This is a genomic window from Pseudomonas fluorescens HK44, from assembly GCF_000217955.3.
GTDB classification, from domain to species: domain Bacteria; phylum Pseudomonadota; class Gammaproteobacteria; order Pseudomonadales; family Pseudomonadaceae; genus Aquipseudomonas; species Aquipseudomonas fluorescens_AQ.
In genome coordinates this window covers 117,974-141,473 of record NZ_AFOY02000007.1, presented here as the reverse complement: position 1 = coordinate 141,473, position 23,500 = coordinate 117,974, and the positions used below count along the sequence as shown (strand labels likewise).

At 59.0% G+C, this 23,500-nt stretch carries 24 protein-coding genes and 1 pseudogene; 18 read left to right on the top strand and 7 right to left on the bottom strand.

The window, feature by feature from the left end; translation table 11 throughout:
• Positions 1-87: 87 nt before the first annotated feature.
• Positions 88-996, bottom strand: coding sequence for a 50S ribosomal protein L3 N(5)-glutamine methyltransferase (prmB, locus tag HK44_RS06270; RefSeq protein WP_019693025.1), 909 nt, complete (start codon positions 994-996; stop codon positions 88-90).
• 238 nt (positions 997-1,234) lie between these two features.
• Here prmB and HK44_RS06265 point away from each other — a divergent pair, with 238 nt between their 5' ends.
• The 5 genes from HK44_RS06265 (at position 1,235) to HK44_RS06245 (ending at position 4,011) form a co-directional block, all read left to right on the top strand.
• Positions 1,235-1,825 (top strand): cysteine hydrolase family protein, encoded by a 591-nt coding sequence (locus tag HK44_RS06265; protein ID WP_019693026.1) that lies wholly within the window; start codon positions 1,235-1,237, stop codon positions 1,823-1,825.
• A 133-nt stretch (positions 1,826-1,958) separates the two neighbouring features.
• Positions 1,959-2,279, top strand: coding sequence for a hypothetical protein (locus HK44_RS06260; protein WP_019693027.1), 321 nt, complete (start codon positions 1,959-1,961; stop codon positions 2,277-2,279).
• A gap of 75 nt (positions 2,280-2,354) precedes the next feature.
• Positions 2,355-2,912, top strand: a complete 558-nt coding sequence (locus tag HK44_RS06255; RefSeq protein WP_019693028.1) for a Smr/MutS family protein — start codon at positions 2,355-2,357, stop codon at positions 2,910-2,912.
• Between the two features lie 77 nt (positions 2,913-2,989).
• Positions 2,990-3,535 (top strand): GTP cyclohydrolase I FolE, encoded by a 546-nt coding sequence (gene folE, locus HK44_RS06250; RefSeq protein ID WP_019693029.1) that lies wholly within the window; start codon positions 2,990-2,992, stop codon positions 3,533-3,535.
• Positions 3,536-3,639: 104 nt separating this feature from the next.
• Positions 3,640-4,011 carry a glutathione S-transferase N-terminal domain-containing protein gene (locus HK44_RS06245; protein ID WP_024264776.1) on the top strand — a complete coding sequence of 124 codons (372 nt, stop codon included), beginning with the start codon at positions 3,640-3,642 and terminating at the stop codon, positions 4,009-4,011.
• Positions 4,012-4,139: 128 nt separating this feature from the next.
• Here HK44_RS06245 and HK44_RS06240 read toward each other — a convergent pair whose 3' ends face one another.
• Together HK44_RS06240 and HK44_RS06235 are read right to left on the bottom strand one after the other, a co-directional pair.
• On the bottom strand, positions 4,140-5,090 hold the full coding sequence (locus HK44_RS06240; RefSeq protein ID WP_031319334.1) for an IS110 family transposase: 951 nt from the start codon (positions 5,088-5,090) through the stop codon (positions 4,140-4,142).
• 300 nt (positions 5,091-5,390) lie between these two features.
• Positions 5,391-6,557, bottom strand: coding sequence for a PLP-dependent aminotransferase family protein (locus tag HK44_RS06235; RefSeq protein WP_019693032.1), 1,167 nt, complete (start codon positions 6,555-6,557; stop codon positions 5,391-5,393).
• 82 nt (positions 6,558-6,639) lie between these two features.
• Between HK44_RS06235 and HK44_RS06230 the strand changes: the two genes are divergently transcribed.
• The 3 genes from HK44_RS06230 to HK44_RS06220 all read left to right on the top strand — a co-directional run bounded on the left by HK44_RS06230 (position 6,640) and on the right by HK44_RS06220 (position 9,465).
• The gene (locus tag HK44_RS06230; protein ID WP_019693033.1) at positions 6,640-7,086 is read left to right on the top strand and encodes a MarR family winged helix-turn-helix transcriptional regulator; all 447 of its coding nucleotides are present in this window, start codon (positions 6,640-6,642) and stop codon (positions 7,084-7,086) included.
• 330 nt (positions 7,087-7,416) lie between these two features.
• Positions 7,417-8,766, top strand: coding sequence for an NCS2 family permease (locus tag HK44_RS06225; protein WP_019693034.1), 1,350 nt, complete (start codon positions 7,417-7,419; stop codon positions 8,764-8,766).
• Positions 8,767-8,838: 72 nt separating this feature from the next.
• Entirely contained in the window at positions 8,839-9,465 is a 627-nt protein-coding gene (locus tag HK44_RS06220) for a LysE family translocator (protein WP_019693035.1), read from the top strand.
• A gap of 295 nt (positions 9,466-9,760) precedes the next feature.
• On the opposite strand, the pseudogene HK44_RS06215 reads toward HK44_RS06220, so the two are convergent.
• Together HK44_RS06215 and uraH are read right to left on the bottom strand one after the other, a co-directional pair.
• Positions 9,761-10,786 (bottom strand): annotated as a pseudogene (locus HK44_RS06215) (IS110 family transposase).
• Between the two features lie 242 nt (positions 10,787-11,028).
• Complete coding sequence (gene uraH, locus HK44_RS06210) at positions 11,029-11,382, bottom strand: hydroxyisourate hydrolase (protein WP_019693036.1); 354 nt, start codon at positions 11,380-11,382, stop codon at positions 11,029-11,031.
• A 435-nt stretch (positions 11,383-11,817) separates the two neighbouring features.
• On the opposite strand from uraH, the gene puuE reads away from it, so the two are divergent.
• The 9 genes from puuE to HK44_RS06165 all read left to right on the top strand — a co-directional run bounded on the left by puuE (position 11,818) and on the right by HK44_RS06165 (position 20,229).
• Positions 11,818-12,744: an allantoinase PuuE gene (gene puuE / locus HK44_RS06205; protein WP_019693037.1), complete on the top strand. Its 927-nt coding sequence runs from the start codon at positions 11,818-11,820 to the stop codon at positions 12,742-12,744.
• Positions 12,741-13,256, top strand: coding sequence for a 2-oxo-4-hydroxy-4-carboxy-5-ureidoimidazoline decarboxylase (gene uraD / locus HK44_RS06200; RefSeq protein WP_019693038.1), 516 nt, complete (start codon positions 12,741-12,743; stop codon positions 13,254-13,256). Before puuE ends, uraD begins: the two co-directional genes overlap by 4 nt.
• Before the next feature lie 90 nt (positions 13,257-13,346).
• Positions 13,347-14,342: an allantoicase gene (alc, locus tag HK44_RS06195; protein WP_019693039.1), complete on the top strand. Its 996-nt coding sequence runs from the start codon at positions 13,347-13,349 to the stop codon at positions 14,340-14,342.
• Between the two features lie 120 nt (positions 14,343-14,462).
• The gene (locus HK44_RS06190) at positions 14,463-14,966 is read left to right on the top strand and encodes an ureidoglycolate lyase (protein ID WP_007898831.1); all 504 of its coding nucleotides are present in this window, start codon (positions 14,463-14,465) and stop codon (positions 14,964-14,966) included.
• A 51-nt stretch (positions 14,967-15,017) separates the two neighbouring features.
• On the top strand, positions 15,018-16,325 hold the full coding sequence (locus HK44_RS06185; RefSeq protein ID WP_019693040.1) for a urate hydroxylase PuuD: 1,308 nt from the start codon (positions 15,018-15,020) through the stop codon (positions 16,323-16,325).
• 188 nt (positions 16,326-16,513) lie between these two features.
• A complete protein-coding gene (locus HK44_RS06180) occupies positions 16,514-17,872 on the top strand; it encodes a nucleobase:cation symporter-2 family protein (protein WP_019693041.1) in 1,359 nt (452 codons plus the stop codon).
• Positions 17,873-18,023: 151 nt separating this feature from the next.
• Positions 18,024-18,395, top strand: a complete 372-nt coding sequence (locus HK44_RS06175) for a hypothetical protein (RefSeq protein ID WP_141651681.1) — start codon at positions 18,024-18,026, stop codon at positions 18,393-18,395.
• Positions 18,392-19,177 carry an outer membrane protein OmpK gene (locus HK44_RS06170; RefSeq protein WP_019693042.1) on the top strand — a complete coding sequence of 262 codons (786 nt, stop codon included), beginning with the start codon at positions 18,392-18,394 and terminating at the stop codon, positions 19,175-19,177. Before HK44_RS06175 ends, HK44_RS06170 begins: the two co-directional genes overlap by 4 nt.
• A 197-nt stretch (positions 19,178-19,374) precedes the next feature.
• Positions 19,375-20,229, top strand: a complete 855-nt coding sequence (locus tag HK44_RS06165; RefSeq protein ID WP_019693043.1) for a pirin family protein — start codon at positions 19,375-19,377, stop codon at positions 20,227-20,229.
• 132 nt (positions 20,230-20,361) lie between these two features.
• Here the strand turns inward: HK44_RS06165 and HK44_RS06160 are convergent, their stop codons facing one another.
• Together HK44_RS06160 and HK44_RS06155 are read right to left on the bottom strand one after the other, a co-directional pair.
• Positions 20,362-21,534 carry a patatin-like phospholipase family protein gene (locus HK44_RS06160; RefSeq protein WP_019693044.1) on the bottom strand — a complete coding sequence of 391 codons (1,173 nt, stop codon included), beginning with the start codon at positions 21,532-21,534 and terminating at the stop codon, positions 20,362-20,364.
• A 51-nt stretch (positions 21,535-21,585) separates the two neighbouring features.
• Positions 21,586-22,518: a lipid A biosynthesis lauroyl acyltransferase gene (locus tag HK44_RS06155; RefSeq protein WP_019693045.1), complete on the bottom strand. Its 933-nt coding sequence runs from the start codon at positions 22,516-22,518 to the stop codon at positions 21,586-21,588.
• Between the two features lie 121 nt (positions 22,519-22,639).
• On the opposite strand from HK44_RS06155, the gene minC reads away from it, so the two are divergent.
• The gene (minC, locus tag HK44_RS06150; RefSeq protein WP_024264774.1) at positions 22,640-23,377 is read left to right on the top strand and encodes a septum site-determining protein MinC; all 738 of its coding nucleotides are present in this window, start codon (positions 22,640-22,642) and stop codon (positions 23,375-23,377) included.
• Positions 23,378-23,500 lie beyond the last annotated feature (123 nt).

Sequence of the window (23,500 nt, the reverse complement as noted above, 5' to 3'; positions counted from 1 at the left end):
CAACCTTTTATCTCAACAATGAGGTAACAGGATTGCGACCGCTTCGCGCTCGAGCGGGGGCAAGCCCCCTCGCCACATTGACCGCGTTTAGACGCGTGAAGCGAACAACGCCTGATGCTCGCGGCATTGTTCGGCGCTGAGCATGAACACTCCGTGACCACCGCGCTCGAACTCCAGCCAGGCGAAATCGACTTCCGGGTACAACGCCTCGACGTGCACCTGGCTGTTGCCGACTTCAACGATCAGCAAGCCCTTCTCGGTCAGGTGATCCGCCGCTTCGGCGAGCATGCGCCGTACCAGGTTCAAACCATCGTCGCCGCAGGCCAGGCCCAGTTCGGGTTCGTGCTGGTATTCGTCCGGCATGTCGGAAAAATCTTCGGCGTCCACATAGGGCGGATTCGACACGATCAAGTCGAAACGCTGACCTGGCAAACCGTCGAAGCCATCACCCTGAACGGTGTACACGCGCTCATCGACGCCATGGCGCTCGATGTTCTGATTGGCCACTTCCAGCGCTTCGAAAGACAGGTCCGCCAACACCACTTCAGCGTTCTGGAACTCGTAGGCGCAGGCTATGCCGATGCAACCGGAACCGGTGCACAGGTCGAGAATCCGTGCAGGCTCGGCGCCCAGCCACGGCTCGAAACGTTTTTCGATCAGTTCGCCTATCGGCGAACGCGGAATCAACACACGCTCGTCAACGATGAACGACATCCCGCAGAACCAGGCTTCTCCCAACAGGTAAGCCGTCGGGATTCGCTCCTCGATTCGACGTTTGAGCAAGCGCTGCAGGTTCACCAGTTCGTCTTCTTCAAGACGGCAGTCCAGGTAGCTGTCGGCGATTTCCCACGGCAGGTGCAACGCCCCCAACACCAGTTGACGGGCTTCGTCCCAGGCGTTGTCGGTCCCATGGCCGAAAAACAGATCCTCCCCATGAAAACGGCTGACAGCCCAACGAATGTGGTCGCGCAAGGTGCGCAGGCGGGAAGTGATCACGGGGCAAACTCCTGAAAAAACGACTGGCGATTCTAACAGCCTAAACCCGCCCCGACGACGCAAGAAAGATCACCGGACGAATGTAGGATTGATCCTGATTTTCAGCTTTTGATTGAACATCTGCCCAGCTCTTGACAGGCTGCAGGCCAGCAACGACGGTGCCTACGATGGTAGCGATTCACAGAAGCGCTCAGCCAGAGGACAATGTCGCAAAAGCCCCACTCGAAGGAGCCCCAGAATGTCCGTTCCAAAAACGATGTTTCAACTCAGCGGTCGTGGTTATGCGCCGGCCAATCTGGCCCACGCAACGCTGGTGATCATCGATGCCCAGAAAGAATACTTGAGCGGCCCCCTGGCCCTTTCCGGCATGGACGCTGCCGTCGACAATATCAAGCAGTTGCTCGCGGCTGCCCGCAAGGCGGGTCGACCGATTGTCCATGTTCGCCACCTCGGCACCGTCGGTGGCCTGTTCGACCCACAAGGCGAACGCGGTGAGTTTATCCCCGGTCTTGAGCCGCTGGCTGACGAAACCATTATCGGCAAATTGCTGCCCAGCGCGTTCCACGGCACCCCGCTGGAAAAACGCCTGCAAGACCTCGGCTCGCTGGACCTGATCGTCTGTGGTTTCATGAGTCACTCCAGCGTCAGCACCACCGTGCGCGCCGCGAAGAACCTGGGCTTTCGCTGCACCCTGGTCGAAGACGCCTGTGCCACCCGGGACCTGCCTTACAAAGGTGGAGTCCTCAGCGCCGAACATGTCCAGCAGACTGAAATGGCGATCATGGCCGACAACTTCGCCACGCTTGCCCAGACTCAGGAACTGATCTGATCGAGCGCTTGATGAGCGGCCAACGCAGCCGCTCATCCGCAAAAACCGCTCATTCCCTGCAATTGCCTTAGCCTCAGGAACCACCCGGTCAACTCCCGGTCGAAGGGCCGATACCCATTGAGGAATGGTCGGAATGAAGAAATCCGATGGTTTTGACGCTCGCCGCTTGCGGCCCAAAGGCCCACGCAACTGGCGTTATCGCTTTGGCGCGGCATTTTCCGCGCTGCTGGCAACCCTCGGCGTGTTGCTGGCGCTGGCGGGTGTTGCCAGCCTGTTGGGCCACCCGCCGGCTCTCGGCGAGTTGAACGCCAGCCCGGCCGGCGCGGCGGTGGTCCTGGCGATTGGCCTGTTGCTGCTGTATGTCGGTGTTGCGTTGTGGCGTCGCTGCCGCCGCCGGATGCGCCAACCGCGCGAGCTGAACCTGGCGCCGCATTTGATGAAAAAACATGACTGAGTGGTGCGCGTTGCGTTTTGACGCGCCCGATTCACCTCGACTTGGGTAAACTGGCCGCCCTTCGCGGAGGCTGACATGCAAGACGACGATTTTTCCCTGTTCAAAAGCGCGATCCAAGGCGTCAAGCCGATCAAGCACGATCGCGCTGAAACCGGCAAACCCAAAGCTGACCGCGCGCACATCGCCAAGTTGCGTCAGGCCGCCACCGTGCGCACCGATGCCACCACCGTTGACGGTCTGTCCGATCAGTTCGTGATTGATGTCGGTCCGGAAGACGAGTTGATGTGGGCGCGTGACGGCGTGCAGGAAAGCCAGATGCGCAAGCTGAAGGTCGGGCAGATCCCGTTCGAAGGCAGCCTCGACCTGCACGGCATGACCGTCGAAAAAGCCCGCGAGACGCTGTGGGCTTTTCTCGCCGAAGCAACAAAATTCGAAATCCGCTGCGTGCGCGTGACTCACGGCAAAGCTGTACGCCTGGACGGCAAGCGGCCCATGATCAAAAGTCACGTCAACACGTGGCTGCGTCAGCATCCGCAGGTGCTTGGCTTCACCTCGTGCCAGGCCAGACACGGCGGTGCCGGAGCAGTTTATGTGATGCTCAAACGGACCATGATGGAAGGTCGCGACGAGTAAAGCTGATGCGCTACGCTTGCAGCGCCGTGTCCGCCACCGTACCCTTGCCCTTTGCGTAAAATCCCACAGGTAGTTTCATGTCCCTGGAACAGAATTACACCGCGATCCTCGGCCAGCTTGGCGAAGACGCCACCCGCGAAGGTCTGCTCGACACGCCAAAGCGTGCCGCCAAAGCCATGCAGTACCTTTGCCGCGGTTATGAACAGACGCTCGAAGAAGTCACCAACGGTGCCTTGTTCAGCTCCGACAACAGCGAAATGGTGCTGGTCAAGAACATCGAGCTCTACTCGTTGTGCGAACACCACTTGCTGCCATTCATCGGCAAGGCCCACGTTGCCTATATCCCGAGTGGCAAGGTGCTGGGCCTGTCGAAAGTCGCGCGGATCGTCGATATGTACGCCCGCCGCCTGCAGATCCAGGAAAACCTCAGCCGGCAGATCGCCGAAGCGGTCCAGCAAGTGACTGGTGCCCTGGGCGTGGCGGTGGTGATCGAAGCCCAGCACATGTGCATGATGATGCGCGGTGTAGAGAAACAGAACTCGTCGATGATCACCTCGGTGATGCTCGGTGAGTTCCGCGAAAACGCGGCGACCCGCAGCGAGTTTCTCAGCCTGATCAAGTAATCTGCTGCATGAAGAAAACCGGCATTCATCGCCGGTTTTTTTTCGCCTGTGAAAAATCAGGTAAGCTGCGCGCCTTTCTTCATTCGCCCCGTGAGGCTTATACCGTGTTAGTAAAAGCGCTTCGTGTCGGCCTCGGCCAGCTGATCATTTTCATCGACTTCCTCACCCGCCCGAGCAAAAAGAAGCGCCCCGCCGCTGCTCAGGCCCAGGTTGAAAACGCAGCGAAAGGTCTGACGCTGTATCAGTTTCACGCCTGCCCGTTCTGCGTGAAAACCCGCCGCACCCTGCGCCGCCTGAATGTGCCGGTGGCTCTGCGTGATGCGAAGAACAACGAACAGGATCGCCAAACATTGCTTACGCAAGGCGGCAAAATCAAGGTGCCGTGCCTGCGTATCGAAGAGAATGGCCAGACTACCTGGATGTATGAATCCAAGGTGATCATTGATTATCTGGACAAGCGCTTCGCTGCAGCCTGATGGTTTTGGGGTGTTCTGACTGACGCCATCGCGAGCAGGCTCGCTCCCACAGGGGATTTGTGGTGTGGATGGGATTTGTGTCTAAAACAAATCCCAGTGTGGGAGATTCTATGGTTGAGGGGAAGCCCTCAACCTGCTTTCGGCTGGTATTCGCTCTGCCCCTTCAGTAGTGCGAATACGACCCGAGCAAGTTTACGGGCCAGAATCACCAGTGCCTGAGTGGTGCTGAACCCTTTAGCTCGTTGCTCTTCATAAAAGCCTTTCCAGGTCGCCGTTCGGCTGGCCGACATGGCTGCATTGTGCAAAAGTCGGCGCGCCTCCGGATCACCTCGTTTTGTCAGACTGCGGCGACCGTCCTTCTGTCCCGACTGTGAAACCCGTAAATCCATCCCCAAAAAAGCGATGAATGCGTCAGCGTTTTTAAACTCGCCCCGCTGAAACGCCGCGATCAGGCGAGCTCCAGTCAAAAAGCCTATGCCTTCAACTTTCATGCAGCGCCTTAGATGGGCAAGTAGACCGGCCTCTTTAAGGTGGTCGTTGATCATCTTCTCGACCAGCACTTCAAGCCTCTGCATTGAGGCTATTTGCTCGGCAAAAGCGGCTTTGAGCAGCGGTTCATTTGCCCAGCTCTGTACCAGGCCAACTCGTGCCTGAACCAGCGCGGCGCGCCGGCGGAAAAGGCTCAAGAGTTGACGATACAGCGGCGATGGGGGAGTCCATGGGTGAAGCTCTTCATATTCGTTTTTCAGATAACGGGCGAGCAGCTTTGCATCCAGCGCGTCGGTTTTGGCGCGAACCTTCACACCTTTGCGGTAGTGGCTTAGTTCATAGCCACCGACCATGTAAATCGTGCAGCCGGCATCATGGGCCAGATCGGCGAACTCCAAGTGATAGATATTGGTCGACTCAATCGCTACGTCGACCGGTGCCGGCAAGGCTTTCAGCCATTTCTTGATGGCTGGCTTGTTGTTGTTGGAAAGCGTCTCAAGCAGATCCAGTTCGGGCTGGTAGATCATCAGTTCATTTTTGGCGACATCCACGCCCACGATTGGCTTGGAAACAGAAACCGACATTGCCATTGAACACCCCCCGAGATATGGTTTTGAGCACTTGAAGGGCTCACCCAGAGGCGCAGGCTTGTTCCTATCGTCGGTCTAGCCAGATGCATTCTTTATCGGCGCTTGGGTGAAAGGAGGAGGGGCGAAATCTCCCACGGATCTGTACTGCGCTAACAGTCAGAATCGAGCCTTGTCCCTCCTCCTCCCTTCAAGTACCAGCATACAAGCGAGCCTGCTCGCGATGAGGCCCGCACAGCCACCACAAATCCCAGACAAAAATAAACCGGCTCATTCGCCGGTTTATTTGTTTTTGGCTTTCCCTCACGCAGCCTGAGCAGCCTGTGCCTGACGCACCACCCCAGCCAATCGTTTAAGCCCTTCGTCCAGCCGCGCCGGATCGATGTGACTGAAGTTCAGCCGCAGATGCCCCGGATTGTTGTCTGGTTCAGAGAAGAACGGCTCCCCCGGCATGAAGGCCACGTCCTGCGCCAACGCCTCGTTCAGCAGGGTCCGGGTGTCCAATGGCTGCTTCAGGGTCAACCAGAAAAACAGCCCGCCTTGCGGCACATTCCACTCGGCCAGATCGGAAAAATGGGTTTCCAGCGCCAACTGGAAAGCGTCACGCCGAACCCGGTAGAAGTCCCGCAGTTCACTCAAATGATCGCGAAACTTCTCGGTGCCAATCCATTGCAACGCCTGCCATTGGCCGACACGATTGGTGTGCAAGTCAGCCGACTGCTTGAGTCGCAGCAGGTGCGGGAACAGGTCCGGGCTGGCGATCAGATAGCCGACGCGCAAGCCCGGCAGCAAGGTCTTGGACACGGTGCCGGTGTAGATCCAGCTGGCTTTCTTCAAGCGACTGACGATGGGCGTCGCGCTACCGCCATCAAAGGTCAGTTCACGGTAGGGTTCGTCTTCGATCAGGGTCACGCCAAATTCATCGAGCAACGCTGCCACTGCATCGCGCTTGGCTTCGCTGTAGCGCACTGCCGAGGGATTCTGGAAGGTCGGGATCAGGTAGATGAACGCCGGGTGATGTTTTTCCAGGCGCGCACGCAGCTCATTCAGGTTCGGGCCGTCGGCCGCAAGCGGCACGGTCAGGCAGTCAGCGCCGAACAGCTGGAAGATTTGCAGCGCCGCCAGATAGGTTGGCGCTTCGAGCATGATCTCGGTGCCTTTGTCGATGTACAGCTTGGCCGCCAGATCGAGGGTTTGCTGGGAGCCACTGACTACCAACACCTGACTCGCCTCACACGGTACGCCCAAGGCCCGGGCTTCAGCCGCCAGCGCTTCGCGTAATGCCGGTTCGCCTTCGCTCATGCCGTATTGGCCCATGGACAACGGCATGTCGGCCCACTCGACCTTCGGCAGCATGGCTTCGGCGGGCAGGCCACCGGCGAACGACATCACCTCCGGGCGCTGAGCCGCAGCAAGGATTTCACGGATCAAAGAACTTTTAAGGCGCGAGACACGTTCGGAAAAAGCCATGGGGGTCACCGGTAGCGAAGGCCAAGAGAATTAAGTCAAACTACTTGACCGAAACTACGACAGCGCGAGCAGATACGTCAATATGTTTGACCTTAAAAACCAAACCACCCAGCAAGCCGCCATGGAAGCGTTCTTCTTCGGCTACCAGGCCTTCACCGCCAAAGCCGATGAAATGCTCGAGCGGCGCGGTTTGAGCCGCGTGCATCAGCGCATTGTGTTTTTCATCGCCCGCTACCCGGCCCTGAGCGTCAAGGAGTTGCTTGCGCTACTCGGTGTGAGCAAGCAGGCGCTGAACATTCCGCTGCGCCAGTTGGTGGAAATGCACCTGGTGGACAGCGTCGCGTCAGCGACCGACAAGCGTAAACGCCTGCTGGAACTGACTGTCGACGGTGCGCGGTTCGAGGAGTCGTTGCGGCGTGAGCAGGTGAAATTGCTTGAGCGAGTGTTTGCCGAGGCTGGTGAAGCGGCGGTAGATGGGTGGTTGGCGGTGAATAAGGCGTTGGGGCAAACCCAGGTGAGCGCTGACTAAGCAATCTGTCTGCTGGATTTGTATGAGCCGATCTGGCGCTTTCGCGAGCAGGCTCGCTCCCACAGGGGAATGCGCTCAACTGTGGGAGCGAGCCTGCTCCGGGCGGCGATCCGACGATGGCGTCCTTCCTGGCGATATATCCCTATTGCCAATCTTTTCGTCTACAAAATCAAAAACATTATTTGCTTTATTTGTATACAAAAGCATAATCCGCTTCGTGCGAGTTCCTGACCAGTAGGTCAACAAATTCGCAAGTACCTCAAAGAGCCGCTGCCCACCTCATGTGTCCGGCTCTGGAAATAACAATAAAACTCTTGAGGAGTACTCGCTGTGGAAAGCCGCAAATCCGAAGCCTCGACGCTGGAACTCTCGCCGCCGTTACGCAATGGCTGGCTGGAGCGCATTTTTAAACTCAGCTTGCATGGCACCACGGTGAAGACCGAGTTGATCGCAGGTATTACCACCTTCATCACCATGGCCTACATCATCTTCGTCAACCCCAACATCATGGCGGACGCCGGGATCGACCACGGCGCAGCCTTCGTCGCGACCTGCATCGCCGCTGCGCTTGGTTGCCTGTTGATGGGGCTGTACGCCAACTGGCCCGTCGGTCTCGCGCCAGGCATGGGCTTGAACGCCTTCTTTACCTACACCGTAGTCGGCACCATGGGCTACCACTGGGAAGCTGCGCTGGGCGCGGTGTTCATTTCCGGCGTGTTGTTCATGTTCCTGACGCTGTCGCGCGTACGGGAATGGCTGCTCAACAGTATTCCGGTGAGCTTGCGCTTTGCCATGGGCGCGGGGGTCGGATTGTTCCTGGGGATCATCGGCCTGAAAACCGCCGGCATCATCGTCGCCAGCCCGGCCACGCTGATCAAGCTGGGCAATCTGCGTGACCCCGGCCCGCTGTTGGCCGCCGTCTGCTTCCTGATGATTGCGGTGCTGAGTTACCACCGCGTGTTCGGCGCAATCCTGATCAGCATCATCGCCGTGACTCTCGCCGGTTGGGGTCTGGGCCTGGTGCACTACAGCGGCATCATGTCGACACCGCCCAGCCTGGCACCGACCTGGATGGCCATGGACATCGCCGGCGTGTTCAACATCAGCATGATCAGCGTGGTGCTGGCGTTCCTCTTCGTGCACATGTTCGACACCGCCGGGACCCTGATGGGCGTGGCGCAACGGGCGGGCCTGGTCGGTGAAGACGGGAAGATCGAAAACCTCTCCCGCGCGTTGAAAGCCGACAGTGCGTCGAGCGTGTTCGGGGCGATGGTCGGCGTACCGCCGGTCACCAGTTATGTGGAAAGTGCCGCCGGTGTGGCTGCCGGTGGTCGTACCGGTCTTACCGCAGTGACCGTAGGTGTGTTATTTATTGCCGCGATGTTCTTCGCGCCGCTGGCTGGCATGATCCCCGCTTACGCCACCGCCGGTGCGCTGATTTACGTGGCCATGCTGATGATGAGCGGCCTGGAGCACATCAAGTGGAGTGAAGCCACCGACAGCATTCCGGCGATCGTCACGGCCATCATGATGCCGCTGACCTTCTCGGTTGCCGACGGTATCGCGCTGGGTTTTATCACCTACGTGGTGCTCAAGGCCGGCACCGGTAAACACAAGGAAATTTCCATCAGTCTTTGGGTGCTCTGCGCGATCTTTATTGCCAAGTTCATTTTCTTGTAAGCGTTACGCAGTACGCGTTTCAAACCAGCCTCACCCCGTCGGGTGGGGCTTTTGCACATAGGGAGGAAAGTGATGAGTCTGGAAACCTGGCTGCTGTTCAGCGGCGCTGCACTGGTGGTGATCCTGATCCCGGGGCCACTGTCGTTGCTGATGATCAGCAACAGTCTGAATTACGGTCTGCGCCGTTCTTACCCGGCGTTTCTCGGCGGGGTGATTGCCTCGATCTGCTTGCTCAGTGCTTCGGCATTGGGTCTGGGCGCCCTGCTGCTGGCTTCGGAGCAACTCTTCAGCGCGCTGAAGATTGTCGGCGCGCTGTACCTGTTCTACCTCGCCTGGCAAAGCTGGCAGCAATCGCGTCAGCCATCGGCAGGCGCTGAAGTGCCCCAGGCCGCGCCGGCACCTCGCTTTCGTGCGCTGTTCGGGCGCGCGTTTGTATTGGGCGCCAGCAACCCGAAAGACATTCTGTTCTTCGCCGCCTTCCTGCCGCAGTTCTTGAGCGCACAGCAGCCCTTTCTGCCGCAATTGCTGATCATGATCGCCACCTGGACCGTGCTGGATCTGTGCTGCAAGGTGGCTTACGGCCTCGGTGCTCATGGTGCAGCGCGGTACCTGCGCAGCGGCAAGGGCCAGAGCTGGTTCAACCGGATCAGTGCCGGGTTGTTCAGTGGCGCCGGGGCTGCATCGTTGTTGAGCCGTTAAAAGCATCGTCGGAACGCCGCCCGGAGCCAGCTCGCTCCCACATCTATGGTTACACCCCTTTTCTGCAATACTGTTTTTGGATGCGTGTTTGGCTTGCTTTTCATCTATCCGGCGTCTGTGTGGGGTGGCACCCCAGCGCCTCGATAGAATCGATGCCCGACGATCCTAATTATTCGAACGCCTTTCAGCCGTGTGGGAGCTTCAGGGTTGTCGTCAGGCGCGGTTGGCCGTTCAACGTCATCAGTTATCCAGCAATCCGCAAACAGGTGGGTGGGTGCTCGGGTGACAGCAAGGGTCAGGCGTTCATCGCGGCTGGCCCTGCATCGAATTCGGGTGTGGTGTGGGCCGCATCGCCAGGCGATCCTCGCCAGCTTGTTGGCCAGCGCGCAGACCACATGGTTGGAGTGATGGTGGGCCAATAGCTGCCGGACCCAGTCCGCCAGCCAGCCTTTCTGTCGGTCCAGTTGCATCAGGTAAACACGGGCACATTGGACAAGCAGGCGCCGCTGGTTGCGATCACCTCGCTTGCTGATGCCCAGCAGGACGGTCTTGCCGCCCGTAGAATGCTGGTTTGGGTATCAGCCCGATTGAGGCCGAATAGCCTCGGCCGCATTTGAACTGCTTGCCATCGCCCAATTCGGCAGCCAGGACGCTGGAGGTGATCGGGCCTACGCAGGGCATGGTCATCAAACGAGCCGCCAGATCATCTTCGGCGGCCTGGCATTCCACTTCCTTGTCCAGCGTCTTGATCTGCCCATCCAGATAGGTGAAGTGCTCCTGCAACCTCGTCAGAAGTTTTTTGATGGGCACAGGAATTGAACTCGCTTCAAGCCGAGCGGGCAGTTCTTTGATGGGCTTGAAGCCTGTGGCCAGACTGACGCCGACCTCCAAAAGCGCTGCGTGAATCCGATTGACGGTCGCGGTGCGCTCTTTGATGAACGAATCGCGTGTCGAGTTGAGCATGGCCAGCAGCTGCTGAGCCTGGGTTTTGGGGTGTACAAAGCGCATTGTTGGACGAGTCGCCGCCTCGCAGATCGCTCGGCATCAGCGAAGTCGTTTTTGTTGCTTTTCACGTAAGGGCGTACGAGATGCGGGGCAATGAGCTTGGGCGTATGTCCCAGCTTCGCGACCTCCTGCGCCATGAAGTGGGCTCCGCCGCAGGCTTCCATCACAACGGTGCAGGGTTCGAGATTCATCAGGTGCTGCATGAGCGCCGCACGAGTAAACTTTTTGCGGTAAACTCATGACCACGATCATCTTGCGCGTGTAGATGGAAAGAGTGTTTTCCCAGATCGATGGCGGCAATAGCTACTTTGTTCATGGCAACGGTCTCCGATGAGCCCCCTGCGAAAGCTTAGTGGGCGATCACAGGGGGCGGCGGGGGTAGCCATTTCATTATTGGATTGTGGCGTTCACAAAACCTGTGGGAGCGAGCCTGCTCGCGATGGCGTCATCCCAGACATCACATTTCTCAAGACAAAAAAAAGCCCGCAGTGTGAGCGGGCGAAAGACCAAAGAAGCTATATGCGCAGTCGCTTCTGAGAAAGATAGCTGGGGAAAGTCCTAGCTTCCTCTGTAGGTCGAATAGCTGTAGGGCGAAATCAACAATGGCACATGGTAGTGATCCTGCTCTGCCGAGATGCCGAAGCGCAGCACCACCACATCCAGAAAGGCCGGCTCCGGCAGCTGTACACCGCGCGCGCGGTAGTAATCGCCGGCATGAAACTGCAGCTGATAAACCCCGGAACGGTAGTCATCGCCTTGCAACAAGGGTACGTCGCAACGACCGTCGCTGTTGGTCAGTGCACTGGCGACCAATTCCAGCTGCGAACCCTCAACGCGGTACAACTCGACCTTGATCGAGCTGCCCGGGCAACCGTGTGCTGCGTCCAAAACGTGTGTAGTCAAACGTCCCATTGATTCTGCGCGCCTGCCTGCGTTTGCAGCAGTCAGGCCTCGCGCCTCCCGGAGTCAGTTAAAAAGGAGACCGCACCTTTTCGGAGCACGAAAAGCGGCGGCGAGCGACTGATTAAGACACTTTTCAAAAAAATTGTACACAATAAAAACGACATTTTTACCGTCACCCCCGCCATCCATGGTTTCTCGGCAAATCTGACGCTGAACCATAAGATCAGAGGACCTTCCATCTATTAGCTGACCACTTAGGCAGGTTTCTTGCTACACCCTGAAAAGATGACAGTTGATGAAAAATGCAAAAAATCAGGCTTACAAAGTGAATATAAAGTTGTATACAATCAGCCCATCGCTGTGACGCCAGCCTGTCACCTCACCTTCAGGCCGCCACACACCCCTTATCGCGAATAAGCAACCCGAATAAGAAGGAAGACTGCAGTGAGCGCTGACTACCCACGCGACCTGATCGGTTACGGCAGTAACCCTCCCCACCCACACTGGCCGGGCAATGCCCGCATCGCCTTGTCCTTCGTGCTCAATTACGAGGAAGGCGGCGAGCGCAACATCCTGCACGGCGATAAAGAGTCGGAAGCCTTCCTCTCGGAAATGGTCTCGGCGCAGCCGCTGCAAGGCGAGCGCAACATGAGCATGGAGTCGCTGTACGAGTATGGCAGCCGTGCCGGCGTCTGGCGGATCCTCAAGCTGTTCAAGGAATTCGACATCCCGCTGACCATCTTCGCCGTGGCCATGGCCGCCCAGCGCCACCCGGACGTGATCCGCGCCATGGTTCAAGCCGGTCACGAGATTTGCAGCCATGGCTATCGCTGGATCGATTACCAGTACATGGACGAAGCGCAAGAGCGCGAGCACATGCTCGAAGCGATCCGCATCCTCACTGAAATCAGCGGCGAGCGCCCACTGGGCTGGTACACCGGCCGTACCGGGCCGAACACCCGCCGGCTGGTGATGGAAGAAGGCGGCTTCCTGTACGACTGCGACACCTACGACGATGATCTGCCGTACTGGGAACCGAATAACCCGACCGGCAAACCGCACCTGGTGATCCCGTACACCCTGGACACCAACGACATGCGCTTCACCCAGGTTCAGGGTTTCAACAAGGGCGACGATTTCTACCAGTACCTCAAGGACGCGTTCGACGTGCTTTACGCCGAAGGTGCCGAATCGCCCAAAATGCTCTCCATCGGTTTGCACTGCCGCCTGATCGGTCGCCCTGCCCGCCTGGCCGCGCTCAAGCGGTTTATCGAATACGCAAAAAGCCATGAGCAGGTCTGGTTCAGCCGCCGGGTCGACATCGCCCGCCACTGGCACGAAACCCACCCATATCAAGGGGCTTCGAAATGACTGCCTTCCAGACCTTGAAGCCATCGACCTTGAGCCGCGATGCCTTCGTCAACGCCTTCGCCGACATCTACGAACATTCGCCATGGGTCGCCGAAAAAGCCTTCGACCTGGGCCAGGACGCGGCGGTCGACGAGATCGAAACCCTGCACCAGCGCATGAGCGATATCCTGCTCTGTGCCGATCACGCCAGCCAGCTGGCCTTGATCAACGCTCACCCGGACCTGGCCGGTAAAGCCGCCGTCCAGGGCCAACTGACCGAAGCCAGTACCAACGAGCAAGCTGGCGCCGGCATTCACCAATGCACGAGCGATGAGTTCCAGCGCTTCACCGAGTTGAACGACGCCTACAAAGCCAAGTTCAAGTTTCCCTTCATCATGGCGGTAAAAGGCAGCAACCGGCATCAGATCCTCGCCGCGTTCGAAACGCGCATTCACAACTCGGCAGACACCGAATTCAAATGCGCGCTGGCGCAGATCAACAAGATCGCCCTGTTCCGATTACTGACTCTTTAGCGAACCTGGCCCGAGTGTGAATGAGCGTGAAAAACGCCCCGGGGCCCTGCAAGCATCCCAAGCCACTTTAATTAAAGGCAGACAAGAAGAATGAAAGCTTACGCCGTACCTTTCGAGAAGTTCGTCAACCTGGCCGACGCCCGCCTGGGCACCAAAATCATCTCGGTCACCGATGACTGGTTCGCTGATGCCAACCGCCTGTTCCAGCCGACCCCGGCGGTGTGGAAAGAAGGCGTGTTCGATGACAACGGCAAGTGGATGGATGGCTGGGAGTCGCGCCGCAAGCGCTTCGAAGGCTACGACAGCGCTGTGATCCGCCTCGGCGTGCCGGGCTCGATCAAGGGCGTGGACATCGACACCTCATTCTTCACCGGCAACTTCCCGCCGTCTGCCTCCCTGGAAGCCTGCTTCGTGGCCTCCGGCGAGCCGACTGAAACCACCCAGTGGGTTGAAGTGCTGTCGGCCGTCGAACTGCAAGGCAACAGCCACCACTACCACGAAATCAACAACGACCAGGCCTTCAGCCACCTGCGTTTCAACATCTACCCGGACGGCGGTGTCGCCCGTCTGCGCGTGTACGGCATTCCGTACCGCGACTGGTCGGCGGTTGGCGACAACGAACAAATTGACCTGGCCGCAGCCCTGAACGGCGGTCGCGCCCTGGCCTGCTCCGACGAACACTTCGGCCGCATGAGCAACATCCTCAACCCTGGCCGTGGCATCAACATGGGCGACGGCTGGGAAACCGCGCGCCGTCGCACGCCGGGTAACGACTGGGTCATCGTCGCGCTGGGCCATGCTGGTGAAGTCGAGAAAGTCATCGTCGACACCCTGCACTTCAAGGGTAACTACCCGGACACCTGCTCGATCCAGGGCGCGTTCGTCAAGGGCGGCACCGACAGCCAGATCGAAACCCAATCGCTGTTCTGGCGCGAACTGCTGCCGGCGCAGAAACTGGAAATGCACGCCGAACATACCTTCGCCGAGCAGATCAAGGCCCTGGGCCCGATCACCCACATCCGCCTGAATGTGTTCCCGGACGGTGGCGTGAGCCGCCTGCGTGTACTGGGCAAGGTCGCGAAGTAAGCGGTGAAGCCAATCGCGAGCAGGCTCGCTCCCACAGGGGAACGCGATCGAATGTGGGAGCGAGCCTGCTCGCGATAGCAATAGAACAGACAACAACGAATTCAAGGTAAGAAGACCAGCATGCGCACATTGACGATTGAACCGCTGACCAAAGAAGCCTTCGCCCCTTTCGGTGACGTGATCGAAACCGATGGCAGCGATCACTTCATGATCAACAACGGTTCGACCATGCGCTTTCACAAACTGGCGACGGTGGAAACCGCCACGCCAGAAGACAAGGCGATCATCAGCATCTTCCGCGCCGACGCGCAGGACATGCCGCTGACCGTCTGCATGCTGGAGCGCCATCCGCTGGGCAGCCAGGCTTTCATTCCGCTGCTCGGCAACCCCTTTCTGATCGTGGTCGCGCCACTTGGCGATGAACCTGTATCAGGCTTGGTCCGCGCCTTCGTCACCAACGGCAGGCAGGGCATTAATTACCATCGCGGCGTTTGGCACCATCCGGTGCTGACGATCGAAAAGCGGGATGACTTCCTGGTGGTTGATCGCAGTGGCACAGGCAATAACTGCGATGAGCATTTTTTCAAAGAGGATGAGCGTTTGATCCTCGCCCCCCACCAATAAGAGAAGGTCTGATCACTCGACAACAAGAGTGACAGGCGAGAGGTAAAGACTGTGGAAGCACATCTGTTGGAATGGCTGAACCTGAGCGTGCGCTGGGTTCACATGATTACTGGCGTGGCCTGGATCGGCGCGTCGTTCTACTTTGTCTGGCTGGAAAACAACCTCAATCGGGTCAACCCGAAAAACGGCCTGGCCGGCGATCTCTGGGCGATTCACGGTGGCGGGATCTACCACCTGGAGAAATACAAACTGGCCCCACCGACCATGCCGGACAACCTGCACTGGTTCAAATGGGAAGCCTACTTCACCTGGATGTCGGGGATCGCGCTGCTGTGCGTGGTGTTCTACTCCAACCCGACGCTGTACCTGCTGGCACCAGGCAGCAGCCTGAGCGGACCTGAAGGCGTGGCCATCGGTCTTGGCTCGTTGTTCATCGGCTGGTTCATCTACTCCTTCCTGTGTGACTCGGCCCTGGGCAAACGCCCCGCCCTGCTGGGTGGAATCCTGTTCGTGCTGATCATTGGCGCCGCTTACGGCTTCAGCAAAGTGTTCAGCGGCCGCGGCGCGTACCTGCACGTCGGCGCCATGATCGGCACCATCATGGTCGGTAACGTGTTCCGTATCATCATGCCGGCCCAACGGGCACTGGTCGCGGCCATCGCCGAGAACCGCACGCCGGATCCGGCACTGCCAGCCAAGGGCTTGCTGCGTTCACGGCACAACAACTACTTCACCTTGCCGGTGCTGTTCATCATGATCAGCAACCACTTCCCGAGCACTTACGGCAGCCAGTACAACTGGTTGATCCTGGCCGGGATCGCGGTACTCGCGGTGTTGGTGCGTCATTACTTCAACACCCGCCACGAAAGCCACAAGTTCGCCTGGACCCTGCCCGTCGCGGCAGTGGGCATGATCTGCCTGGCCTACGTCACCGGCCCAGCGCCGATGAACACCCCGGAAGTGGCCAAGGCACCGGCGAAGATCGAGTACCAGCCGCTGCCGGAAACCGCCCTCGGCGGCGGAGCCAAACCCGCTGAAGCAGCACCAGTTGCCCCGGTCGCTGCTGCTGCACCCGCGCAAGCTTCGACAGCAAGCGGTCCGGACTTCAGCAAGGTACACAGCGTGATTCAGGAACGTTGTGCGGTCTGCCATTCGGCCAAACCGACCAGCCCGCTGTTCAGCACGGCACCGGCCGGCGTGATGTTCGATACCCCGCAACAGATCCAGCAATTGGCCCCGCGGATTCAGGCCCAGGCCGTCGCCAGCCAGATCATGCCGTTGGGCAACATCACACAGATGACCCAGCAGGAACGCGACCTGATCGGCGCCTGGATCAACCAGGGAGCCCGGACCAATTAAGCAATACAAAAGCCTGTGACAAACGGGCTTTTGTGGCGAGGGAGCTTGCTCCCGCTGGACTGCGCAGCAGTCCCCTTTCTTCCTGGAGAAAAGCGGGGCCGCTACGCGACCCAGCGGGAGCAAGCTCCCTCGCCACAGGTCCACCTGATGCACAAAATCACAAGAATAAAAAAGATCCGAGGTGTTGCATGTCCGTGTCATCCGAAGCACGCATCCCCGACGCACCCGCGATTCAACGACTGCCGCTGTTGCAACTGATTCTGGTCGGTCTGCAACACGTTCTGCTGATGTACGGCGGAGCCATCGCGGTGCCGCTGATCATCGGACAGGCCGCTGGCCTGAGTCGTGAAGAAATCGCCTTTCTGATCAACGCCGACCTGCTGGTCGCCGGCATTGCAACCGTCGTGCAATCACTGGGCATCGGCCCCATGGGCATTCGTATGCCGGTGATGATGGGCGCCAGTTTCGCGGCGGTCGGCAGCATGGTGGCCATGGCCGGCATGCCTGGCATTGGCCTGCAAGGGATCTTCGGCGCAACTATCGCCGCCGGGTTCTTTGGCATGCTCATCGCGCCGTTCATGTCCAAGGTGGTGCGTTTCTTCCCGCCGCTGGTGACCGGCACGGTCATCACCTCAATCGGTTTGTCGCTGTTCCCCGTGGCCGTGAACTGGGCGGGTGGCGGCAACGCTGCCGCGCAGTTCGGCTCCCCCGTCTACCTGACCATCGCCGCGCTGGTGCTGGGCACCATCTTGCTGATCCACCGCTTCATGCGCGGTTTCTGGGTGAACATTTCGGTGCTGATCGGCATGGGCCTGGGTTACATCCTCTGCGGCCTGATCGGCATGGTCGATCTCAGCGGCATGGCGCAGGCGCCGTGGGTGCAAATCGTCACCCCGCTGCATTTCGGCATGCCGCAATTTCATCTCGCGCCGATCCTTTCAATGTGCCTGGTGGTGGTAATCATTTTCGTCGAGTCCACCGGAATGTTCCTCGCCCTGGGTAAGATTACCGGCCAGGAAGTCTGCCCACGGATGCTCCGCCGCGGTTTGCTGTGTGATGCCGGCGCGTCGTTCTTCGCCGGGTTCTTCAACACGTTCACCCATTCCTCGTTTGCCCAGAACATCGGTCTGGTGCAAATGACCGGCGTGCGCTGCCGTTCGGTGACCATCGTTGCCGGTGGTTTGCTGGTGGTGCTGAGCCTGCTGCCCAAAGCGGCCTTTCTGGTGGCATCGATTCCACCGGCAGTACTCGGCGGCGCGGCGATTGCCATGTTCGGTATGGTCGCGGCCACCGGGATCAAGATTCTCCAGGAAGCCGACATCGCCGACCGTCGCAACCAACTGTTGGTGGCGGTGAGTATCGGCATGGGCCTGATCCCGGTGGTTCGTCCGGAATTCTTCGCCCACCTGCCGTTGTGGATGAGCCCGATCACCCACAGCGGCATTGCCATGGCGACCCTCAGCGCCCTCTCGTTGAACTTGCTGTTCAACATCCTCGGCGGCGCAGAACGAGCCGCCAACAACGAGTGCCACGCTCATCAGCACTGACGGATAACCGGACGGTCCGCCCGTCCTTCCATCGTTATCCGGTTTCACCCGTGACACGAAATACCCGCATGACAGACCGGCCGGCGATACGTCCGGTCGCCGTCGGCGGCTGTCTGCGCCTTAACAATAAAAACAATCGAGGAGCAACACGATGACAAACTTGATAGCGGCGCTCCGTTGCGGGGCGCTTGAGCCATGGCGCGGGAGTCAGTATTCTCCGCGGCCGCCTGAATCGGCTCTAAAAAAAAGCCCGGAATTATTTCCTGACCAGATAGCCAGCTTATCCCGGCTCTGGACGGTCACACGGCACACTCCAATAAAAACCGAATGGACGCTTGATCGACTGTTTTCGAACAGCCGGGCGGGCGTTCTTTGGCTTTTGAAAAGCCTTGGCTCTGCGCTTGCCGGAGCACTGAAACCGACCGGCGGGATAACTTTTTACGGCAACGAAAAACAGGCGCCACAGCAGAGCGCCGACTCAAAAAAAAACGTGGAACCACTTACTTTGGGAGCAACCGAATGAACCGTACGTGCACTAGCCTGATGCTCGCTGGATCCTTGCTGGCGGGGGGCCAGGCCATGGCCGGCGACCTGCTGCAGTGGCAGAACAACAGCCTGACCTATCTTTATGGCAAAGACTTCAAAGTCAACCCGAGCATCCAGCAAACCGTGACCTTCGAGCACGCCGATGCCTGGAAATACGGGGACAACTTCCTGTTCATCGACAAGATTTTCTACAACGGCAAACCTGACGCCTACCTCGGCAATAACACGTACTACGGCGAGTTCAGCCCGCGTCTTTCGTTCGGCAAGATCTTCGACCGGAAACTCGAGTTCGGCCCGATCAAGGACGTCCTGCTGGCCATGACCTACGAGACCGGTGAAGGCGACGTCAACTCCTACCTGATCGGTCCAGGCTTCGACCTGGCCATTCCCGGTTTCGATTACTTCCAGCTGAACTTCTACAATCGCCACACCGACGACAAACGCCCGGGTAACAACATCTGGCAGATCACTCCGGTATGGTCCTACACCATCCCGGTGGGCAGCTCCAGCGTGCTGATCGACGGTTACATGGACTGGGTGGTCGACAACGACAAGAACAGCCAAGGCACCTACCACGCCAACCTGCACTTCAACCCGCAGATCAAGTATGACCTGGGCAAAGCCTTGCACTGGGGCGAGAAGCAGCTGTACGTCGGTGTCGAGTACGATTACTGGAAGAACAAGTACGCCATCGAAGACACGAAGGACTTCACCACCAATCAGAGCGCCACGAGCTTGCTGGTGAAGTACCACTTCTGATCCAGGGTTGAAAGATCGCAGGCTTCGCCAGCTACTACACAAGCGCATCGAGTGTAGTGACCGGCGCCGGCTGCGGTCTTTTGCTTTGCCGCCGACACATCGAACAACCCGATTAAACCCCCGCAAAATTCGCAACCATTGATCAATCCGTCTGGCATAGCATGGCGCCATTCCACTCTGATCAAGGAGTTGCACCGATGACTCAATTTCGCAAAGTGCTTAGCCTGCATACAGGCCAACCCGCGTCCGATGGCGCCGGGGTCAAACTGACCCGGGTATTTGGTGGTGCTGGCGTCGAACGCTTCGACCCGTTCCTGATGCTTGACGAGTTCGGCTCGGAAAATCCCGACGACTACATTGCCGGCTTCCCACCCCATCCGCACCGCGGCTTCGAAACCGTGACCTACATGCTCGAAGGGCGCATGCGCCATGAGGACCATCTGGGTAACGTCGGTTTGCTGCAAGGCGGTGGCGTGCAATGGATGACTGCCGCCAAGGGCATCATCCACAGCGAGATGCCGGAGCAGGAAGAAGGCGTGATGCGCGGCTTCCAGCTGTGGCTGAACCTGCCAGGCAAGCACAAGCTCGATCCGGCCAGTTATCGGGACATTCAGCCGACGGACATTCCACGGCTGAAAACCGCGCAAGGCGTCGAGGTGGTGGTGATCGCCGGTCTGTTCGACGACGGCACCGTCAAGCAAACCGGTGCGGTACAACGACCAGACACCGAGCCGTATTACTTTGATTTCCATCTGCCGGCTGGCACTAGCATCACGCCGAAACTACCGAATGGGCATCGGGCACTGCTTTATGTGTATGACGGCAGTGTGGAGTTGCCGGGGCAAACCCAGAGCGTCGGCGTCAGCAAACTGGTCCGTTTGTCGGATGAAGGCGAGCTGCAACTGAGCAGCGAGTCCGGAGCCCGCGTGCTGTTGATCGCCGGTAAACCGCTGGGAGAGCCGATCGTGCAGTACGGGCCGTTCGTGATGAATACCCGGGAGGAAATCGAACAGGCGTTGCGTGATTTTCGCGATGATCGGTTGACGGCGTAGTTATTTGTCGCCTGGAAGTACGCCATCGCGAGCAGGCTCGCTCCCACATTATTTGATCTTCAGTGCACACAGTTCTTGTGCTCGACAACGATCCTCTGTGGGAGCCTGCTCGCGATGGCCTCGCCGCAGTTATCAAGCCGGGATTGCCGGCTCTTCCAACCCCAAAAACCGGCACAACTCTTCGCGCTTGGCCAAGGCATCGCGGCGGCCAAGCTCGATCAACTCGCTGCAATACCCCGCCTCGAACAGCAAATAACTCAGCACCCCCGCACCACTGGTCCTGGTCGCACCCGGCCCACGCAAGAACAGTCGCAACGCAGCCGGCAGCTCTTGCCGATGCCGCGCGGCGATTTCATCGATCGGTTGACTTGGAGCAATCACCAACACGTCCACCGGTGCCACGCCGAGGCTGCGGACGGCGGTACTCGCCGGTAACAAGTGACTGAACTGGTTCAAGCGTTGCAACAGCTCGATGTCGCCCTCCAGGCTGTCAATGAACGTACTGTTGAGCATGTGCCCGCCAATCTGCGCCAACGAGGGTTGCTGACCGGTGTACGTGCGCTGCAACGGATTATCGGGATCAACGCCGCGCGGGTTACCACTGACGCCCACCACCAGCACCCTGCTCGCCCCCAGGTGCAGGGCCGGGCTGATCGGCGCCGACTGACGCACCGCACCGTCGCCGAAGTACTCGTTGCCGATCTTCACGGGCGCAAACAACAACGGGATCGCCGAACTCGCGAGCAGATGGTCGACTGTCAATTGAGTCGGCACGCCGATACGTCGATGGCGCAGCCAGGCATCGATACTCCGGCCACCCTGATAAAAGGTCACGGCTTGCCCGGACTCATAACCGAATGCGGTCACGGCCACCGCATGCAGTTGTTTTTGTGCAATGGCTTCATTGATGCCGGACAGGTGCAGGTTATGGTTCAACAGATCGCGCAGCGGGGAACTGTTGACCAGCGCCACCGGTACTTTTGCACCAATCCCCAGCAGGCTGTGACTGACAAACCGAGCGGCCTGGCTGATGACTCCCGGCCAATCGCTGCGTAACACCAGGTCGCTGCGAAAGCCCTGCCAGAACGCGGTCAATCGCTCGATGGCGGCGGTAAAGTCCGTCGCCCCGCTGGCCAGGCTTACCGCATTGATCGCTCCGGCCGAAGTGCCGACAATCACCGGAAACGGATTGGCGGAACCTGCCGGCAGCAGCTCGGCAATCGCTGCCAGCACTCCGACCTGATACGCCGCCCGAGCCCCGCCGCCGGAAAGAATCAAGCCTGTAACCGGCTCAGCTGAACTCATCGCAACACTCCATGGTGCTTCGGGCTTTCAATCCAGTCTGCCGAAATGGATTCAACCACGCTTGGCATACAATTTCGGCTCGCCGGGCGGACGACTCTTGAAACGTCGATGGGTCCAGAGGTATTGCTCGGGACAATTGCGCACGCAGCCTTCGACCCACTGGTTGATCCGGATGCAGTCGACCTCGTCGCTTTCACCCGGAAAATCGCTCAGCGGCGCATGGATCACCAGACGGTAACCACTGCCATCGGCCAGGCGTTCCTGGGTGAACGGCACCACCAGCGCCTTGCCCAGCTTGGCGAATTTGCTGGTAGCGGGCACGGTAGCGGCCAGAATGCCGAACAACGGCACAAAGATACTTTGCTTGGCGCCGTAGTCCTGATCCGGTGCGTACCAGATGGCCCGACCAGCGCGCAGTAACTTGAGCATACCGCGTACGTCATCGCGCTCTACCGCCAGCGAGTCGAGGTTATGCCGCTCACGACCGCGCCGCTGAATGAAATCGAACAGCGGGTTTTTATGTTCGCGGTACATGCCGTCGATGGTGTGCTGCTGGCCGAGCAACGCCGCGCCGATCTCCAGAGTCGTGAAGTGCAACGCCATCAGGATCACACCCTTGCCGTCGCGTTGAGCCTGTTTGAGGTGCTCAAGGCCCTCGACATGGGCCAGGCGTGCCAGGCGCGCGCGGGACCACCACCAGCTCATGGCCATCTCGAAGAAGGCAATGCCGGTCGAGGCGAAGTTCTCTTTGAGCAGACGCTTGCGCTCGGCTGGTGTTTTTTCCGGGAAACACAGTTCCAGGTTGCGTTTGGCTATGCGCCGACGATCGGTGGCAACCCGATACATCCCGCTACCCAGCAGGCGACCAATGCGCAGCAACAGCGGATACGGCAGTTGAACGATCAGCCACAGCAGCCCTAGACCGCACCATAGCGGCCAAAAACGCGGATGAAAAAATGCAGCTCGAAATTGCGGGCGATCCATTAACGATTCCGGACAGACAACAAGGCCGCGCATTCTACATCGGTTCGACCCGGCTTGCGGCTTACGGGCGTTCTCGTTATAAGTCTCGGCACTTTTAGTGACAAGCCGTTTTATGCCGACCATGAGCCAAACCGAACCGCTAGACCAAGATCCCGTGTTCCAGTTGAAGGGCAGCATGCTCGCCATTACGGTGCTGGAACTGGCCCGCAATGACCTCGAAAGCCTCGACCGACAACTGGCCGCGAAGGTCGCCCTGGCGCCTAACTTTTTCAGCAATGCGCCGCTGGTGCTGGCCCTGGACAAACTCCCGGCCACTGAAGGCGCGATCGACCTGCCTGCGCTGATGCGTGTTTGCCGCCACCATGGCTTGCGCACGCTGGCCATCCGCGCCAGTCGCATCGAAGACATCGCCGCCGCCATTGCCGTCGACCTGCCGGTGCTGCCGCCGTCTGGCGCGCGCGAACGTGCACTCGACCCGCACGAAGGCGAAGTCAGGAAAAAGCCGGAAAAACCGCCTGAGCCGACCATTAAACCGACCCGAATAATCACTTCGCCAGTACGTGGTGGCCAGCAGATTTATGCCCAGGGTGGCGATTTGGTAGTGGTTTCCTCGGTCAGCCCGGGGGCGGAACTTCTCGCCGATGGCAACATCCATGTATACGGACCGATGCGTGGTCGTGCACTGGCCGGTGTAAAGGGTGACTCCAAGGCACGGATTTTCTGTCAGCAATTGAGCGCTGAACTACTCTCCATCGCTGGTCACTACAAGGTTTCCGAAGATCTGCGCCGCGATCCGCTGTGGGGGGCCGGTGTGCAAGTCAGCCTGTCGGGTGACGTGTTGAACATCATTCGGCTTTAACGGATACTGCCGCATTTTCCAAGCATCTCTAAAACGTAGCGAAAACGGCTCAAACGAAGTAGGAAAATGGCACAAGGTAGTGTTTACCCGAGGTAAACCCCACCCAACACCGGATTCCAGCCA